Genomic DNA, 18,059 nt, shown 5'->3' with positions numbered 1-18,059 from the left:
TTCGCCAAACATCGCTGCACAGGGTTTTTGGGATTACAGTCGCCGGCAAGGACATACCCCGTCCGGTAGGAGGCTTGGCCATGACCACGAGCGCTGGAGTCACCTCACCGGTGGCAGACGACGTGCAGATCGTGCGCCGCCTCCTCGCTCACATCGACGCGGGGACGACCGATGAAGGCGAGGTATGGCGAGAACCAGTCCAAAATTACCTTGACCCAAAACGATTCGCGGACGAGCTGCGTATGCTGCGCTCGTTTCCCAGCGTGTTCATTCCCTCGGCGGCCATCCCGAACCCGGGCGACCACGTCGAACGTGTCTGCTTCAGTACGCCACTGTTCGCGGTGCGGGGGCGCGATCGGCGGGCACGGGTTTTCCGCAATGCGTGTCGTCATCGCGGGATGGCTCTCGTTGCGGGCACGGGTTGCGCTCATGCGTTGGTGTGTCGTTACCACGGCTGGACTTATCGTCTCGACGGCTCACTGGCCCACGTCCCGCACGCAGACGCATTCCCGGGTCTGGACCCCGCCACCCGGGGCCTTGTCGAAGTCACCAGCACGGAGGCCGATGGCCTCATCGTGATCGGTGCCCTGAACCCCGACGCGGCGTTGCAAGCGCATGCGCAGGATGCGATGACAGCGCTGACCGAAGGCAGTGCGTGGCGCGACAAGCTGGTGCCGGCCAACCGCCTCGTCGCCGAGGCGTCGGTGGTGCTGGCGATCAATTGGAAGGTGCTTGTCGAGCAGTTCCTGGAGGGTTACCACATCCGCTCAACGCACCACGAGACATTCTTCCCGTTGCAGTATGACGACCTCAACGTCGTGGAAATGTTCGGCTCGAACAGCCGAATCACGTTCCCGTACCGCAACATTGAACGGCTCCGTGATCGGCCGGAGTCGACGTGGACGATCGGGCGACGCGTGACATTCGTTTATCAGCTGTTTCCGAACGTGATGTTGGCGACCTTTCCGGATCGGACATTTGTGATCGTCGTCGATCCGATCGACATCGACCACTCCAGAATCACTACCTACACCGTCACCACGCCCGAGAACGCGGCCGAACAACACGACGGCGCACCGTCGGGGCCCACCCCGCTCGACCGAGGCGTGGTGGAGGACAACGAAATGTCGCTGGGCGTGCAGCTCGGCTTGCAGGCCGGCGCGAATGAGTTCGTGGAGTTCGGACGGCACGAAAGCGCCATCGGCCACTTCCACAGCACGTTAGATCAACGGCTCGCGCTGTTGACCAATTAACGCCGTACCCCTTCGCCGAGACGGGCGCGCAGATCCTTTTCGAAAGCGACGATCTCCGGGTTGAGCCTCTCTGTCCGCAGGCGCTGCAGGTTCGGATAGCCCGCGTCGCGTTCGGCGTCCCACTCGTCGGCGAACTTCCCTGACTCGATGTCGGCCAGCAGCTCGCGCATCACCGCGGGGATGTCGAGGCCGTCGTAGCGACCCGCTCGCGACATCTGACCGTACTGGCTGGTCGGCGAGTGGTAGCGCATCTGTCCGGCATAACCTTCCAGCCGCAGCAGGCGGTAGTTGCGCTCGACCTCACCCGAGAGCATGAGCTCGGTCATGATCGCCTCAATCGGGATGCCGGCCTGCGACATCAGCTCGACGAAGCTCCTCGAGACCCGGCCCAACGCCGGTGCTAACACCTGCTCCACCGCGAGGTCCAGGACGGCCTCTTGGCGCGGTGTCATCTCGATGGCACCTTGCCGCAAGCCCCCGACAGCGTGTCCGATGCCCAGCGTGCGCGCCAACGCCGTCCCGGTGTTGTCCTTGTGGATTCCAAGCGCGGTGATGAAACCGACGCCTTCGGTGTAGCACTCGCGGACCTCGCGACCGAGCATCCGGGGGGCGACCATGCCGACGTCGCAGTCGGGGTCGATCCGGTCGAACGCCGCGACGTAACCCGAGGCCAGCACCCACAGCGCATCGGGTTTGGGCGTGATCGGCAGTCCGGGGATGACGTCGTCGGGAACCAGCGTGCAGATCACGTCGCACTCGCCGGCCGCCTCGATCTCATGCGCGGCGAAACCCTCGGCCTCGGCATGGTCCCGGGAGTCGTCGGCACGGGTGAAGACCTCCACCGCGAGACCCGAATCACGCAGATTCAGCGCCCACGAGCGGCCCTGGTTGCCGTACCCGACGACGGCAACCCGCTGTCCGTCCAGCGCCGACAGGTCAGCGTCGGACTCGTAGTAGATCTTCGTCATCAGCTGTCGATGGTGTGGCCCATCGGCATCAGCACGCTCTTCTGCTGGGTGAAGTGCTCGACGCCCTCCGGACCGTTCTCCCGGCCGATGCCGGAGTTCTTGTAGCCGCCGAACGGACAGCACGGGTCGAAGGCGTACCAGTTGATGGCGTAGGTGCCGGTGCGGATCTGCTCCGAGATCTCAATGCCCCGTGGCACATTGGTGGTCCACACACTGCCCGCCAGACCGTACACCGAGTCGTTGGCGATCTTGATTGCGTCTTCCTCGGTGTCGTAGGGGATGATGGAAAGCACCGGCCCGAAGATTTCCTCCTGGGCGATCGTCATCTTGTTGTCGACGTCGGCGAACACCGTGGGTTGCACAAAGAAGCCGTTGTCCAGACCATCGGGTCGTCCGCCGCCGCACACCAGCCGGGCGCCCTCCTCGACGCCCTTGGCGATGTAGCCCTCGACCCGGGCGCGCTGCTTCTCGCTGATCAGCGACCCGATCTGGGCGGCCGGGTCCGACGGCGGCCCGACCGGCAGTGCCTTCACGAAGTTGCTTACCGCGTCGACGATCTCGTCGTACCGCGAGCGTGGAGCCAGAATGCGAGTCTGGGCCACGCAGGCCTGCCCGGTGTTCATGATCCCGGAGAACACCAACATCGGGACGGCCGACGCCAGGTCGACGTCATCGAGCACGATGGCCGCTGATTTGCCGCCGAGCTCCAAGGTGCACGGCTTTAGCATCTCTGCGGCGCGTCGGCCGATCTCCTTGCCGACGCTGGAACTGCCGGTGAAGGTGAAAAGGTCGATGTCGCGGTTGGACGTCAGCGCCTGTCCGGTCTCGACTCCGCCGGGCACTATCGACAGCACACCCTCGGGCAGGCCGACTTCGGCGAATACTTCCGCCAAAGCGTTTGCGGTCAGCGGTGTTTCGGCGGCCGGCTTCAGCACGACCGTGCAGCCGGCCAGCAGTGCCGGGCCCAGCTTGTTGACAGCCAAGAACAGCGGCACGTTCCAGGCGACGATCGCACCCACCACGCCGACGGGCTCGCGATACACGATGCTTTGCCCGTAGCCGCCGTTGCGGATGTCTCTCCACTTGACCTGCTCGACGGCGGGGCCGGCGAAGAAGTTCAGCGCCCCGATCGAGCTCATCCAGTGCATCGTTTCGATGGTGGTCGGCGGTTGACCGGTCTCGCTCGCCAGGAGCTCGGTGAACAGGTCCTTGCGCTGCTCCATCAACTTCAGTGCGTCGGCGAGCAGGGCCGCGCGCTGTTTGGGTGGCGTGGTCGGCCAGGGGCCGCTGTCGAACGCTGCGCGGGCCGCGGCGACCGCGGCGTCGACGTCGGCTGCCCCGGCCAGTGGCACCTTGCCGACGTACTCCCCGGTGGCCGGGCAGTGCACCTCGATGACTTCGGAGGTCGACGGTTCAGTCCACTTCCCGCCGATGAACAGCTTGTCGTATTCGGTCTTGATGTCGCTCATGGCAGCCGCTCCTCCTCATCGCTCCGGTTCCCGCAGGCGGGCGGTGCTCCCACGGCATCGCCGCCGGCGGTCATGGCCGCCACCCTACCCAGCTGGCGGCAAAACGAGAACACGTTTCAGTCAAGTGACGCCCGCGGTTGCAGCACCAGCACCAGATTGCTCACCAGGAACTCGCGCAGGATCGGGATCGACGTCAGCCACCAGGCCCATCGAGGGTGGTAACGCGGGAATGCGGCGATGAGTGCACCGGTGCTGGCCGCCCAGTCCAGACCATCGGCCGCGGAAACCGCGAACAACGACGAACCGTAGTTGTTCTTCGCCGGGTGGCCATGCCTGCGGGCATAGCGCGCGGCGGCGCGGGCTCCGCCCAGGTAGTGGGTGAGCCCCAGCTCATGTCCGCCGAACGGCCCCAGCCACACGGTGTACGACAACACCGCCAACCCGCCCGGCCGGGTCACCCGCAGCATCTCGGCGCCCAGTTGCCACGGCCGCGGAACATGCTCGGCGACGTTGGATGACAGGCAGATGTCGACCGAGGCGTCGGCGATCGGCAGCGCCATCCCGGAGGCCCGGATGAATGCGCCGCCACCGGGCCGGGCCGGGGCGGGCCCAACCGCGTGCAGCTCGTCGGGATCGGGTTCGACTCCGATGTAGCGAACCCCGACGTCGGTGAACGCCGTCGCGAAATACCCGGGCCCGCCGCCGACGTCGAGCAGCGTCTGACCGGCCGGTGGACGGCCATGGACGGCCTGCCACAAATCGCAGATCATCGCCGCGGTGTCGGCGGCCAGCATCCCGTAGAACCGGGCGGGCCGGGTTTGCTCGTAGCGAAACTCCGTGAGCAGCCGCACCGAGCGGGACAGCGTCGCCCGCCGGGCGAACACATCGGTCACGGCCATCGCTTAAACCCTACGGCTGGGCCCTCCGGCCGGGCTCCTTCTCATCGCCTGCGGGCGCTGCATCGTCGCCCGGCTGGGTCTTTTGGCCGGGCTCCTTCTCATCGCCTGCGGGCGCTGCATCGTCGCCCGGCTGGGTCTTTTGGCCGGGCTCCTTCTCATCGCCCTGCGGGCGCTGCATCGTCGCCCGGCTGGGTCTTTTGGCCGGGCTCCTTCTCATCGCCCTGCGGGCGCTGCATCGTCGCCCGGCTAGGCTGGACCGCGATGTCCGCTCTGCGCTCCGTCCTGCTGCTGTGCTGGCGTGACACCGGCCACCCCCAAGGGGGCGGCAGCGAGACTTATCTGCAGCGCATCGGCGCGCAACTGGCCGCATCGGGCATCGCGGTCACGTTGCGCACCGCCCGTTATCCCGGTGCGGCCCGTCGCGAAGTGATCGACGGAGTTCGGGTCAGCCGCGCCGGCGGCCGGTATTCGGTGTATGTGTGGGCGCTGTTGGCGATGGCGGCGGCCAGGCTGGGGCTGGGCCCGCTGCGCGGGGCGCGCCCCGATGTCGTGATTGATACCCAGAACGGGTTGCCGTTTTTGGCGCGGCTGCTCTACGGGCGGCGAGTAGCGCTGCTGGTACACCACTGCCACCGCGAGCAGTGGCCAGTGGCCGGCCCGATCATGGGCCGAGTGGGGTGGTTCATCGAGTCGTGGCTGTCGCCGCGGCTGCACCGGCGCAATCAGTACGTGACGGTGTCGTTGCCGTCGGCCCGCGACCTGGTCGCACTCGGCGTGGCTAACGAGCGAATCGCCGTGGTACGCAACGGCCTTGACGAGGCTCCCGCAGCGTCGCTGCGTGGGCCGCGCTCGCCCACACCGCGTGTGGTGGTGCTGTCGAGGCTGGTGCCGCACAAGCAGATCGAGGACGCATTGGACGCCGTCGCCGTGCTGCGGCCACGGATGCCAGGTGTGCATCTGGACATCGTCGGCGGCGGCTGGTGGCATCAGCGGCTGGTCGACCATGCCCTGCGGCTGGGCATCAGCGACGCGGTGACCTTCCACGGACACATCGACGATGTCGCCAAGCACCATGTGATGCAACAGTCTTGGGTGCACCTATTGCCGTCGCGCAAAGAAGGCTGGGGTCTGGCGGTGATCGAGGCGGCGCAGCACGCGGTGCCCACCGTCGGCTACCGCTCGTCGGGCGGGCTGGCCGACTCGATCATCGACGGGGTGACCGGCATCCTGGTCGACGACCTGACCGAGCTGGTGGATCGGCTCGAGCAACTGCTGTGTGATCCGGTGCTGCGCGATCAACTCGGCGGCAAGGCGCAGGCACGCAGTGCTGAATTCTCTTGGCCGCAAAGCGCCGACGCGATGCGTACCGTTTTGGAATCGGTGCTGGCCGGCGACCGGATCAGCGGCGTGGTGTAGTTCCGGAACTCGTACGCTAGCGCGCAGGATCGGGACTGAACGGACGAGAGTACCTGGCCAGCAATCCTCTCGTTAATGGACATTGATAGAGCAATGAATCTTGCGTACATCAGCGCCTTGATGCCCGGTGAACGAGGGTAAGTGCCGCAGTGAGAATGGTGTCGATGAAGCACCCAGTTTTCGGCGGAACCCAAGGCAGACTGCGGTCGCGTCACTTCTTGTCGCGAGGTAATCGGCAGCCGGTACTACCCGAAATCAGCGCAGCCTTCTGCGTTCCCAATCTTATGGATGTGCCCGTCTCATTGAAGAATTCGACATCATGATTGTCGGGGGAATCACGAAATACCTGGATGCTGTTAGCGCCAAGCTTGGCGGCAGCATCGCGTGCGATCTCAAACACAGGTTTCCAACTGTTTTCGGGAATGGGGATGTCGGATACATAGTTCGGCATGAGCACCAGTTGACCGTCGGACTGCTCGTAGGGGGGGGTACAGCCTGCACGGCTAGGCTCGCGATGCCATGTCCATACTAGCGACGGTACAAGCGATGAAGCTTTCGCGCCGATTTGCTCGATGGTTTCCTTGAGTTGCGCCTCTGTCTCCTCTAGCGACGGCATCATTTTTAGTCTGGCAGTCGCGTTGGCGGCTTCGGCAGGATCTGTTGGCTGATAAGGGTTTTTCATGTGACATCCTGTTATAACAAGTGCGATGAGGACAATCGCAGCCTGTAGAAGGCTGGGGACGCGGCGGGGATGTTTTTTCATCGGTTAGTAATTAGTTTCCGCTAATCGGCGTGAGCCCGGCGATGACCGCCGCGATGTTGTATCCGCTGGTCCGGGGCTGGTGGTTTTCGCCTTGCTGGGGATATTGGCTGTGTGCGTGCGGGCCGCTCACACCTTCCAAGTTGCGGCCGTCGGGCACAGTGGTAGGACCAGTGGCCAGGTGAATGAAGTTGGGGTTGGTGGCCGGGTTGGGACCGAAGTTGCCGAATTCAGCGTCCGCGTAGGACCCGAGAATCGGGATGCCCTGGGCGATGGCCCTGACGTCATACACCTTTTGGATGGGATCGTCGGGGGCTTCCATGGCATAAACGTGGCCAGGTTGCAGGTGCAGCTGGGCTGGCGTGGAGGCTTCGATGCCGGGCGAGCCATAGAAAAGGGCGTCGCTGACCCCGTGGTCTCCAGGCTCTTGAAGGGCTAGCCCGGTCGTTAATGAGCCATATGAATGCCCGATCGCGGTCAGATGCGCTGGCGCACCCTGATGGGTGGCTGCCAACCCGTCATAGAAGCGGGCCAAGTCGTGCGCCCCAGCACGGGCCAGGTCGTCGTGGCTGACATCCCATACGCCCGCGGCCGATGCGCCGAGGTGATCCCAGCCTGGGACCTGCGGTGTGTCATAGCCGATCCAGGCAATTGTCGCGACAGACTCGTCGCCTCGACCCGCCAAGTCAAGCTGCTTGCCGGCTTCAGCTCGAGCGTGCGCTGCTTCATCCGCCATGGTGTTGATGCCCCCGTGCACGGTGGTGTTGAGGCCGGGTGTGGTGACCGAGACGTGGGTGGCGGTGTCGGGGTTGCCGACCGCAATCGCTGCGTGCACCTGGCGCCCGCTTTCAGTGTCCAGCAGCATTAGTTTGCGATCGGGGCTAGCTTTGATGGCTTTGTCGACTGCTTGCAGGTCGGGAAGGCATCTTGCACCGTTTTGGGCGGCGTCGTATTGGCGTTGCCAGGCCTCATAGGCTTGCCGATCGGCGAAAATCGCGCCCGGCTCGTTCGGGTGTGGAATGTTTTTGCCCTGCGCCCAGTCGGGGTGCTGGTTTCTCAGCGCATCGGCTTGCGCGGCAGCAACCTTAGCGCGGCCCAACTGGTCAGCGAGGTTGAGCCGATTGTAGTGGTCGTAGCCCAGATGGTCCGGCGGGTCGCACGGCATCCCAGGGTGGTTGCCGATGTTGTGGTTTCGGCTATACAGCCAGTCCTTTTCTTCCTTGCTGAGTTTGTCCCACAAGTCATGGAATTGAGTGGGATCGTCCGGAAGCGGTCCCGACAAAACCGCCCGCACATCGGGACGGTCCTCGAATGGTCCGGTCGCGTCGTGGCCGGCCGTACTGATTGCGCGGGCCAGATCCGCGTCGGCAGTGTTGGCGTCGGCGAGCACTTTTGTGATCCGCGTTTCCAGTTCGGCCTGATGCTGTTGGTTGGTGGGGTGGTCCATGTCCAGCGAGTCACCGGGGGTGACGGTCCCGGTGGCCCGGTCGATCTTGAACCCCCACGCGTCAGCGTCGCGGTCGATACCGCTCAAGGTGTCTTTAACGCTTTGGATTTCATCGGCAGATTTGCCGATCGCCGCGCCGACGGCCTGCATCTCATCGGCGTGCGCCGCAAGATGGGTGCTCAGCTTGTCCAGCGACGCCCGCGCGGCGTCCCCGCTGCTGCCCTGCCAGCTGGCAATAAGGGGCAACCGGCTCAGGCCGGTCTTGACCTCATGAGCACTGGCGCCGCGTTTGCCCAAGGCGGTCGACACCTGGCGAAGACACCCCACGTCCCAACGGTCAACATCGGCGAGGCTGACCGTCATCAGAGTTGGTCGTTGATAATGTCCGCGCTATGGCCATCGACCGCCTGGTACCGGTTCCTGGCCGCCCGAAAGGTCTGCTCGTGACCGGCGATGCTGTCGCATAGCTGCTCGGTCGTGGATTGCCATTCAGCGAGTTTGGCTTGCAGCGCGGCAGCAGAGGCACCGACCCAACCGGTTTGCGCGGCTTCAATGTCGCTATCCGCCTCGGCGTGGGCCGCCCGCAGATCGGCGTGATGCACACTCATGTGATCGGCCGATACGTGCAGATCAAGCGGATCAACTTTCAACGGTTCAGGCACGCTGCACCTTCCTTTGTTTGCCCAGGACAGCATAACTGCACCTAAAGCAGCGACGATGCACAAAATTGGTCGGCTCAATGCGTTCAGCGGCGCCAGTGATAGCAATAACGACAGGCATGGCCGACCACTGCGAAGTGTGCGAATTGTGACCGGCACTTTGGCTGCTCTGTTTGTTCCATATCGACGTGGACGCTTGCGCGAAGCGCTCAAACTCGAACAGGTTGTCGCGGTGGCGCAATCAATCCGGGGCGGTGATGCGCTTGCGGATCCACTTGGGCCCCTCATAAATCGCAAGGTGTCCCACATCTAGTGATGAGAACCCTCGTCAACGATCGGTGCCGGTGCGCACATTCTCACCGGTACGTCGACTCCAACCGGCGACCACCGCCCCCGCCGCAGCGCCGACGAGCATCGCCAGCCACACCAGATGCGCGACCAGCACGCTGCGCCGATGACCGGCAGCGGCGGTGCCGCCTTGCCCGCCGACGCGATAGAGAATGAGATCGGTGCCGTGGTGCACAACCGGAAGTCTCGTGAGAGTCTTTGCAGCAGAATCAAACTCGCCGGGCGTGCCGCGCTCGACCACCAGCCAGCCAACCCCGGCATCGGCCAGCGCGCGGGCATCTGCTCCCGACAGCAGCAACCGCTGCACGGCACGACCATGCGCGCCTTCGCCCGGAACGGTCACCCCGGAAACGGTGAGGTCGCCGGTGGTCAGCACGTCGGCGCGCAGCCAGCGCGGCAGCGGATCCAGCACCGGCTGTTCTCCCGACCACCAAAAGCGGCGCATGGTCCCCGCGGGCAGAACCGCCACGGTCGCCGGGCGTTGGTTGATCGCCGCCGCGACCGCCGGCCAATCGCTCGGATAGTGCACCGGATGGACCTTTCCCCAGACACCCCAGGCCAAATCCGGCAGCGTGAGCATCACTGCGGCGCAGCAGATCAGCGCCGCGGCCACCGGGCGCAACCAACGCCGCAGCGCCGGCACCGCGCTCGCGCCCGCCAGCACATAACCGGGCATCGCCAGCGCCACCCACTTCTGCGCGTCGCGGACGATGCCCAGTCCCGGTACCGCGTCGAGCACACTGTGCAGCACCGACTGACCCACCCCGGTGGCCAGCAACGCCGGCACCACAATCGACACCGCCGCCAGCACCAGCAGTGGCCTGGCCATCGGGCGCCGCAGCGCGGTGGCCAGCCCAGCTACCACGATGCCGAGCAGCACCACCGTGCCAACGAGCGCGAAAAGCGTTGTCCGGGATGGCGGTACCGCGTCGGCATTCCAGATGCCGCCCAGCCCGGCCAGGCTGCCCAGCGTGCCCAGTTCGGGCTCGGCGCGGGCGGCGAACGCGGCGATCGCCGGCGCCTGAGCCCAGTTCTGGGCGGTCAGCGACGAGCCCAGCGCCGCGGCGACCAGCCACGGCAGCGCGGACAGGACCGCGCATCCCAGCGCGGCGGCGGCGCACAGCCAGCGCGGGCGAGGCCACAGCGCGCAGGCCAGCGCCACCGTCGCCGCCAGCAGCAGGCCGCTGGGCGTCAGGCCGGCCAACGCGATCCAGAATGCCAACGCGAAAAGCCGCCGCCAACACCATGCCGACCGCAATGACAGCATCGTCGTCGCCACCCACGGCAGACAGCCGTATCCGACCAGCAGGCTCCAATGCCCCTGCAGCAACCGTTCAGCGACATACGGATTCCAGATCGCCACCGTGGTCGCGACGAACTGGCCACCCGCCCCGGCTTCCGGCACCACGAGGGCGGCTAACCGCGTCGCACCCCAGCCCGCCAGCCAAAGACCAACTACCAGCAGTGTTTTCACCACGACGCCACCGTCGATGACATGAGAGGCCAGCGCCACGGCGAAGTCTTGCGGTGTCGCCCGCGGCGCCGATTCCGATAGACCCAGCGCGCTATCGGACAGATAGGAGCGCGGTGTGGACACCGCGTCGCGCAGCAGCAGATAGCCGGGGCGCAGCAGCGGCGCCACCACCAACACCGCCAGCAGCAGCGCGTACCCCGGGCGGGACCACCGCAGCACCCGGCGGCCTGGGCCGGCCACAGCTGGGCGAACTAGACGGACGGCCCCGACTCAGGCGGACCTGATTCGGGTGGACCAGCTTGCGGCGGACCGGTATCCGTGCCGAGGTTGGGCGGCGGGGTGGGCAATTTCTCGGTTTTCGCTTCGGCACCGGGCACCGGCTCTGTCGGCGGCTCGCGGCCACCGAAGATGCCGTGATCGGCGGTGTCGCCGGGGCCGAGCACCGCCGCCTCGGTGCGCAGGCTGAACGATCCCAACAGCACCCCACTGAGCAAAGCGATCAAACCGGCCGCGGTGAAGGTGATCGGCAGCACCCGCGACCACAGCGCCAACCGGTCGCGCTCGTCACGCGCGGCGTTCACCTGCTCTTCGATCGTCTCTTCGGTGGAGGTCACCTTGTAGTCGGCCAGCGTAACCTCGGGCTTCAGCGGGTCGCGGGCGAAGTAATGATTGGCGTGCTCTTCTTCTTTGACGATGGTGCCCGACTCCGGGTCCACCCAGAAGGTCCGCTGCGCCGCGTAGTAACGGGTCAGGGTGATCTTCTCGTCGGGATCGCCTTCCAGTCCCCACCTTCCGGCGGTCTCGGTGGCTTTGCTGTCCTCGTCATGGGCGTACAGCGAGGGGTATTTCACCGGGTCGGACAACTTGCCGTCGTTGTCATAGCCGACGTTTTGGGTGAACTTGTACGTGGTCAAGCCGTTGACGTCTTCTTCGCCGACGTAATTGGCGTCAAAAGCCTTTTGCGCGATCGGGTCGAAATACGGATAAGTTTGCTTTTCGGTGTGGAAAGGGAAGCGGTAGGACAACCCGTCGTGCGGCAGCGCGATGTTGGTGGGCGGGCTGTCGTCGTTGATGGTGCGCGGCTTTTGCACGGCGCCACCGGGATGGGTGTCGTCGGAGACGGCCATCGCGGTTTTGCGGTTGAGCGTCACGGTGTCGACGATCGCCAGCAGCAGCCCACTGTCCTTTTGCATGTCGGTGCGCCGCACCGAGCTGCCGACCTGCAGGGTGACGACGTCAGCATTGGCCGGTGATTCGACGCTGACCTGCTTCTGGGACACCAGCGGCACGTTCTTGTTGACGACGATGCGATCGCTGGACAACGAGCCGGCGTCGACGGCCGATCCGCTGCCTTCGCTGACCAGAGAGGTGTCGACGTCGAGCGGAATTTTGGCGATCCTGCTGGTGGTGTACGTCCACAGCAGTAGCGCGGCGATCAGCAGCGCGGCCCCGAGACCCATGATCCCGCATGCAGCGATCCGCAACATGACTGCTCGGTTCACGTGCTCGTGACCTCCTTCTGGTCCCATCAGGATCTTGGCCGCCGAACCCGGCCCAACCGGTAGCAAAGCAAACCCGTCTGACCCTAACAGCAGAATTTAAGGTGCCGGCTTATGTCTGCGCGGCCCGCAAATCCGGTGTACCCGATTCGTCCGGGCAACCCGTCACGGGCAGACTGTCGGCTATGACGCGCGGCAACGACGGTGATGCCCTTGATGCCGGCGAAGCCGCGATCGAGGAGTGGCGCCATGACCCCTAACCAGCAGGTGGGTGGGACCCGGTCCTTCCTGCCCGCCGTCGAGGGCATGCGCGCATGCGCGGCCATGGGCGTGGTCGTCACGCACGTCGCATTCCAGACCGGGCATTCCCACGGGGTCGACGGGCGGCTGTTCGGGCGCTTCGATCTGGCGGTCGCGGTGTTCTTCACGCTGTCGGGATTCTTGTTGTGGCGCGGGCATGCCGCAGCCGCCCGAGACCTGGGACCCAGCCCGTCGACCGGTCACTATCTGCGCTCGCGGGTGGTGCGCATCATGCCGGCATATGTAGTGGCCGTCGTGGTGATCTTGACCCTGCTGCCCGACGCTTCGCACGCGAGCCTGACGGTGTGGCTGGCCAATCTGTCGCTGACCCAGGTCTATGTGCCGCTGACGCTGACCGCCGGGCTGACGCAGATGTGGAGCCTGTCGGTGGAGGTCACGTTCTATCTGGCCCTGCCTGTCCTTGCGCTGCTGGCCGTCCGGTTGCCGGTTCGGGCGCGGGTGCCGGTGATCGCCGGCCTGGCAATTGCCAGCCTGTTTTGGGGATGGATCCCATTCCACGCGCCATCCGGGCTCAACCCGTTGAACTGGCCGCCGGCGTTCTTCTCCTGGTTCGCAGCCGGGATGCTGCTCGCCGAGTGGGTGCACAGCCCGCTCGGGTGGCCGCATCGACTGGCGCGCCACCGCGTGCTGATGGCGGTTGTCGCCGTGGCCGCCTACCTGGTGGCCGCTTCGCCGCTCGCCGGTCCGCCGGGGCTGACACCGAGCACCGCCGCAGAGTTCACCGTCAAGGCGGCCATGGGCGCGCTGGTCGCCGTCGCGCTGGTCGCGCCGTTGGTGTTGGACCGGCCGGACACCCCCCATCGGCTGCTGGGCAGCGCCCCGATGGTGACCCTGGGACGCTGGTCCTACGGCATCTTCATCTGGCACCTTGCGGCGCTGACCATGGTGTTTCCGGTGATCGGCGAGTTCTCGTTCCAGGGCCACATGCCGCAGGTGTTGCTGCTGACGTTGTTTTTCGCCATCGCGATCGCCGCCGTGAGCTACGCGCTGGTCGAGTCACCGTGCCGAGAAGCGTTGCGACGCTGGGAGACCCGCAGGCGGGAGCCTCGCGAGGTCAGCCAGCGCCAAGCGGACGCAATCGCGCCATGATCTCGTCGCGTACCGCCGAGCGGCGTGCCTTGCCGGCGTCGTCGCGTAACGGGGTGTCCACGAACTCGACCATGTGCGGCACCTTGTAGCCGGCAATGCGTTCCGCCAGAAACGCCTTCACCGCCTCTTCGTCGAGGGATGATCCGGCGATCGGCTGGACGAGAGCGTACGGCACTTGACCCAGGTCATCGTGCGGCACGCCAACCGCCAAGCAGGACAACACTTCTGGATGCGCCGACAGAGCGTTCTCGATCTCGGCGGGGTAGACGTTGCGGCCGCCCACGGTGAACATGTCGACGCGACGGTCCGACAGGTAAAGGAAACCGTCTTCGTCGAAATATCCCAAATCGCCGAGCGAGTCCCATCCGTCGCGGTTTTTCGCGGTGACCCCGACATATCGGTAGGTCGGTGGGCTGCCCGGGCTGGGCCGCATGTAAATCTCGCCGACCACCCCCGGCGGGCGCTCCCGGCCGTCGTCGTCGAGCACCTTCATCTCCCCGGTGACCACCACTCCGACCGACCCGCGGTGGGTCAGCCATTGGTCGCCCGAGATGAACGTCAATGCCTGAAGTTCGGTGCCGCCGTAGAGCTCCCACACTTTCTCCGGACCGAGCAGATCGATCCACGCCTCCTTGACCGCCGGCGGGCACGGTGCCGCCAGGTGCCAGAACCGTCGGATGGACGACAGGTCGTACGACTGCGGGTCGGCGTGGTAGACCGGCAGCACCCGTTGCATGATCGTCGGCACCGTCATCAGGAACGTGACGCGATGGTCGGTGATCAGCCGCAGGAATTGCTCGGGGTCGAACCGGCTCATCAGCACCAGATGGTGGCGCATCAGCAAAGCCAGTGTCGCGGTGGTGAATCCGGTGTTGTGTGACAGCGGCACCGGGACCAGCGTGGTGTCACCTTCCTGCGCGCCCAGCGGATAACCGATGGCCGGCGGTATCCGGCTGTCGCCGCCGGCTTCGATCAGCTTGGGCCGCCCGGTGCTGCCGCCCGATCCCATCGCCTTCCACACCGGCGACACCGCTTCCGGTAACGCACCATCCGACAGCGCCGGTTCGGGAGTGAAACCTGCTGGTACGTTCGCTATTTCGGGGTGATCGCCGCCCACTAGCAGAGCGGGCTGTCGCAAGTCCAGCAGGCCCTGTAATTCCGCGTGCGGCAACCGCGCCGACAGTGGTTGGGGCACCGCACCCAATTTCCAGCACGCCACGGCGGCCTGAATGCACTCAATGGAGTTCGGCAGCACGATGGTCACATAGTCGCCGATGCCCACACCTCGTTCGGCGTACGCACGGGCCAGCCGGTTCGTCGAGGCGTCGAGCTCAGCGCGGGTGAGGGTCATGCCGTCACAGGTGACCGCGGGCTCGTCGGGAGCGATGGCTGCAAGCTGCGAGATCTGAGTCCCGATGGGCGGGATCGGCTCAGCCTGGGTCATTCGTAGGCACCCGTCCTTTCGAAGATGCGCCGTGGGTTGTCGACGAGCATCGTGTGCAACTGCTCGTCGGTGACGCCGCGCTCCTTCAGCGCCGGGATCACGTCGTTGTGGATGTGCAGGTAATGCCAGTTGGGCGCGACCACCGGCAACAGCTCCTCGGGCAGCGCGTCGAAATAGCAGTTGGCGTCATGGGATAACACCATCTTGTCGGCGTGACCGCGCTCGCACATCTGCGCCACGATGTTGACCCGGTCCTCGAACGGCGAGATCACGTCGATACCGAACCGGTCCATGCCGAGGTAGGAGCCGGCGGCGATGAGCTCCTCGAGGTAGCCGACGTCGGTGCTGTCACCGGAATGGCCGATGATCACCCGGCTCAGGTCGACGCCCTCCTCTTCGAAGATGCGCTGCTGTTCCAGGCCGCGCCGCAGACCTGCGTGGGTGTGCGTCGAGATCGGCACCCCGGTACGTTTGTGCGCCTGCGCGACGGCACGCAGCACCCGCTCCACCCCGGGAGTGATACCGGGTTCATCGGTGGCGCACTTGAGGATTGCCGCCTTGATACCGGTATCGGCGATGCCCTGTTCGATATCGCGGACGAACATGTCGGTCATGATCTCCGGGCCGTCCAGCTGGGTTCCCGGTCCCTGGTAGTGGAACCGGAACGGCACATCGTTGTAGGTGTAGAGCCCGGTTGCCACCACGATGTTGAGTTCGGTGGCGGCCGCGACACGCGCGATGCGCGGGATGTAGCGGCCCAGCCCGATGACGGTGAGGTCGACGATGGTGTCCACCCCGCGCGCCTTGAGTTCGTTGAGCCTGGTGATGGCGTCGGCCACGCGTTGTTCCTCGTCGCCCCAGGCTTCGGGATAGTTCTGGGCGACCTCGGTGGTCATGATGAACACGTGTTCGTGCATCAGCGTGACCCCGAGATCGGCCGTATCGATTGGTCCACGTGCGGTATTCAGTTGCGACACGCACCCGATGCTAAGGGGCGGACTCGATTACCGACAGGGTGTTGTCACTGTTAGTGGTGTAGGCGGTGTGAGTGCTGGGATCGACGGCCACCCGCTCCGGCTGTTCGCCGACGGTGATCGTGGTGGCGACCGCGCGGCGGGTGGTGTCGATGACCGACACCGTGTTGTCGTCGCTGTTGATGGTGTACGCGGTGTCGGCGCCGGGGTCGACGGCCACCCCGCGCGGACCGTTGCCGACTTTGATCGTGCCGGTGACCGCGCGACTGGTGGTGTCGATGACGAACACGGCGTTGTCGCTGTTGGCCACGTAAGCGGTGTGGATCCGGGGGTCGACGGCGACCCCGCGATTGCCGGAGCCGACTTTGATCGTGGTGGCGACGACACGCCGGGGACCGTCGATGACCGATACGGCGTTGTCGCTGTTGGCCACGTAGGCGGTGTGGGTGGTCGGATCGACCGCCATGCCGTAGGGGTTGATGCCGACCGGGATGGTGGCGACCACGGTGTTGGTGGTCAGGTCGATCACCGAAACGCTGTTGTCCCAGTTGTTGGCCACGTATGCGGTGTGGGTGGTCGAATCGATAGCCACGCCCCACGGGTTGGTGCCGACCGGGATCGTGGCCCGCACAGTGCCGTTGGTGGCGTCGACGACCGATACCGTGTCGTCGCGGTTGTTGGTGACGCAGACGGTGTGCGTGGTCGGGTCGACGGCCACGCCCTGCGGGTGTTGCCCGACGGGGATGGCGCCGGTCACGGTGCGGTTGGCGGTGTCGACCACCGACAGCGTGTTGTCGCCGTAGTTGGCCACGTAGGCGGTGTGCGTGGTCGGATCGACCGCTACTCCCTGCGGGTGTTTGCCGACCGGAATGGTGGCGGTGATGGTGCTCGAGATGGTGGCAACGGGCGGCTCGCCGTGCCGGTGGTGGATCCAATACGCGCCCCCGGCGACGGCCGCCAGCGTGACGACGCCGGCCGTGGCGACCAGCGCGGTCCTGCCGCGTCGCGCGGTTCGCGGCGGTGCCGGTGCCGCGCCGGCGGCGGGGCTTGCCGTGACGGGGCGCGGTGCCGGAGCCAACGCCTGGCGGGCGGCCTCGGCGAGCTCAGCGGCACTGGCGTAGCGGTCCTCGGGAGATTTCGCCAAGCCGCGGGACATGACGTCGTCGAATCGGGGCCGGACATCGGAGCCCTGTTGGCTGGGCCGGGGAATCGGGGCGGTCAGGTGGGCGGCGATCAGGGCGGTCCGGTCGTCAGTCGGGTACGGCGGTGCACCGGTGAGGCATTCGTAAAGCACGCAGGCCAGCGCGTAAATGTCGGCGCGGTGGTCGCTCTCTTCGTCGGTGAACCGTTCGGGCGCCATGTAGGCGAACGTGCCGACGGTGGTGCCGGCCGTCGTGATTTTGGCGTCGGTGGCGGCGTTGGCCAGCCCGAAGTCGGTCAGGCAGGCGAAATCCTTTGGCGTGAGCAAGATGTTGGCGGGTTTGACGTCGCGGTGGACGATCTGTTCGGCGTGCGCGGCATCGAGGGCCGAAGCGATTTGGCCGACGATCGATACCGCCCGCTGCGGCTCCAGTGGACCACTCTCGTCGATCACGGTGCGCAGGTCGGTGCCGCGGATCAGCCGCATGTCGATGAACAGTTGGCCGTCGATCTCCCCGTAGTCGTGGATCGGCACCACGTGCGGGTCGCTGAGCCTGCCGGCGGTGCTGGCCTCCCGAAACAACCGCTGCCGGAACACCGGGTCGGCGGAAAAGGACTGCGGCAACAGTTTGAGCGCTACGGTCCGATTCTTGTTGGTGTCGAAGGCCTCGTATACCTCACCGAACCCGCCGCGGCTCAGCAGGCGCTTCAGCAGGTACGGGCCGAACTGCGATGCGGCGTGGGGTCCCTCAGCCGTGCCGCCGGCTGGCGGCTCCTCCACCAACAGCACCTCCCCGGCGATCGCGAGCTCCTCGCGGTTGGAGTCTAGGCGTCGAGCGCTACGCAGGCGTCAGTATTGGCCCGCGACTGGAAACGGTCTTGAGAAGTGAGCTGGCTCA

The 18,059-nt window shown here is 65.8% G+C and carries 14 protein-coding genes; 3 read left to right on the top strand and 11 right to left on the bottom strand.

Annotation, left to right across the window (positions count from 1 at the left end; genetic code table 11):
• Positions 1-80: 80 nt before the first annotated feature.
• On the top strand, positions 81-1,253 hold the full coding sequence (locus tag MSP7336_RS04135; RefSeq protein WP_113963105.1) for an aromatic ring-hydroxylating oxygenase subunit alpha: 1,173 nt from the start codon (positions 81-83) through the stop codon (positions 1,251-1,253).
• Here MSP7336_RS04135 and MSP7336_RS04130 read toward each other — a convergent pair.
• From MSP7336_RS04130 to MSP7336_RS04115, 3 genes are all read right to left on the bottom strand, one after another.
• Positions 1,250-2,221 carry an NAD(P)-binding domain-containing protein gene (locus MSP7336_RS04130; protein WP_069394279.1) on the bottom strand — a complete coding sequence of 324 codons (972 nt, stop codon included), beginning with the start codon at positions 2,219-2,221 and terminating at the stop codon, positions 1,250-1,252. The genes MSP7336_RS04135 and MSP7336_RS04130 overlap by 4 nt on opposite strands.
• The gene (locus MSP7336_RS04125; RefSeq protein ID WP_069394280.1) at positions 2,221-3,690 is read right to left on the bottom strand and encodes an aldehyde dehydrogenase; all 1,470 of its coding nucleotides are present in this window, start codon (positions 3,688-3,690) and stop codon (positions 2,221-2,223) included. Before MSP7336_RS04125 ends, MSP7336_RS04130 begins: the two co-directional genes overlap by 1 nt.
• A 116-nt stretch (positions 3,691-3,806) precedes the next feature.
• A complete protein-coding gene (locus MSP7336_RS04115; RefSeq protein ID WP_069394281.1) occupies positions 3,807-4,589 on the bottom strand; it encodes a class I SAM-dependent methyltransferase in 783 nt (260 codons plus the stop codon).
• Positions 4,590-4,850: 261 nt separating this feature from the next.
• Here MSP7336_RS04115 and MSP7336_RS04110 point away from each other — a divergent pair, with 261 nt between their 5' ends.
• The gene (locus tag MSP7336_RS04110; protein WP_113963104.1) at positions 4,851-6,005 is read left to right on the top strand and encodes a glycosyltransferase family 4 protein; all 1,155 of its coding nucleotides are present in this window, start codon (positions 4,851-4,853) and stop codon (positions 6,003-6,005) included.
• A 211-nt stretch (positions 6,006-6,216) separates the two neighbouring features.
• Here MSP7336_RS04110 and MSP7336_RS04105 read toward each other — a convergent pair whose 3' ends face one another.
• The 5 genes from MSP7336_RS04105 to pgfA form a co-directional block, all read right to left on the bottom strand.
• Positions 6,217-6,687 (bottom strand): LppA family lipoprotein, encoded by a 471-nt coding sequence (locus MSP7336_RS04105; RefSeq protein WP_084226539.1) that lies wholly within the window; start codon positions 6,685-6,687, stop codon positions 6,217-6,219.
• A 91-nt stretch (positions 6,688-6,778) separates the two neighbouring features.
• A complete protein-coding gene (locus MSP7336_RS04100; RefSeq protein ID WP_113963103.1) occupies positions 6,779-8,575 on the bottom strand; it encodes an alpha/beta hydrolase in 1,797 nt (598 codons plus the stop codon).
• Positions 8,575-8,907, bottom strand: coding sequence for a WXG100 family type VII secretion target (locus MSP7336_RS04095; RefSeq protein WP_069397151.1), 333 nt, complete (start codon positions 8,905-8,907; stop codon positions 8,575-8,577). The genes MSP7336_RS04100 and MSP7336_RS04095 overlap by 1 nt, the downstream gene beginning before the upstream one ends.
• A 292-nt stretch (positions 8,908-9,199) precedes the next feature.
• Positions 9,200-10,909 carry an MmpA family trehalose lipid delivery protein gene (locus MSP7336_RS04090; protein WP_113964766.1) on the bottom strand — a complete coding sequence of 570 codons (1,710 nt, stop codon included), beginning with the start codon at positions 10,907-10,909 and terminating at the stop codon, positions 9,200-9,202.
• Between the two features lie 35 nt (positions 10,910-10,944).
• Positions 10,945-12,195, bottom strand: a complete 1,251-nt coding sequence (pgfA, locus tag MSP7336_RS04085; protein WP_181786547.1) for a cell envelope lipid trafficking protein PgfA — start codon at positions 12,193-12,195, stop codon at positions 10,945-10,947.
• A 246-nt stretch (positions 12,196-12,441) separates the two neighbouring features.
• Between pgfA and MSP7336_RS04080 the strand changes: the two genes are divergently transcribed.
• Complete coding sequence (locus tag MSP7336_RS04080; RefSeq protein WP_232321080.1) at positions 12,442-13,602, top strand: acyltransferase family protein; 1,161 nt, start codon at positions 12,442-12,444, stop codon at positions 13,600-13,602.
• On the opposite strand, the gene MSP7336_RS04075 is transcribed toward MSP7336_RS04080, so the two are convergent.
• The 3 genes from MSP7336_RS04075 to MSP7336_RS24425 are packed head-to-tail and all read right to left on the bottom strand — an operon-like array spanning position 13,568 to position 17,941.
• Positions 13,568-15,046, bottom strand: coding sequence for an AMP-binding protein (locus MSP7336_RS04075; protein WP_113963100.1), 1,479 nt, complete (start codon positions 15,044-15,046; stop codon positions 13,568-13,570). The two genes, MSP7336_RS04080 and MSP7336_RS04075, sit on opposite strands and share 35 nt — an antisense overlap.
• On the bottom strand, positions 15,043-16,023 hold the full coding sequence (locus MSP7336_RS04070; RefSeq protein WP_113963099.1) for a phosphotriesterase family protein: 981 nt from the start codon (positions 16,021-16,023) through the stop codon (positions 15,043-15,045). Before MSP7336_RS04070 ends, MSP7336_RS04075 begins: the two co-directional genes overlap by 4 nt.
• A gap of 10 nt (positions 16,024-16,033) precedes the next feature.
• Entirely contained in the window at positions 16,034-17,941 is a 1,908-nt protein-coding gene (locus MSP7336_RS24425; protein ID WP_142706729.1) for a serine/threonine-protein kinase, read from the bottom strand.
• Positions 17,942-18,059 lie beyond the last annotated feature (118 nt).

Source organism: Mycobacterium shimoidei, from assembly GCF_900417275.1.
Classification (GTDB): domain Bacteria; phylum Actinomycetota; class Actinomycetes; order Mycobacteriales; family Mycobacteriaceae; genus Mycobacterium; species Mycobacterium shimoidei.
The sequence above is the reverse complement of the archived record's forward strand: the minus strand, read 5'-3'. Positions and strand labels throughout refer to the sequence as shown.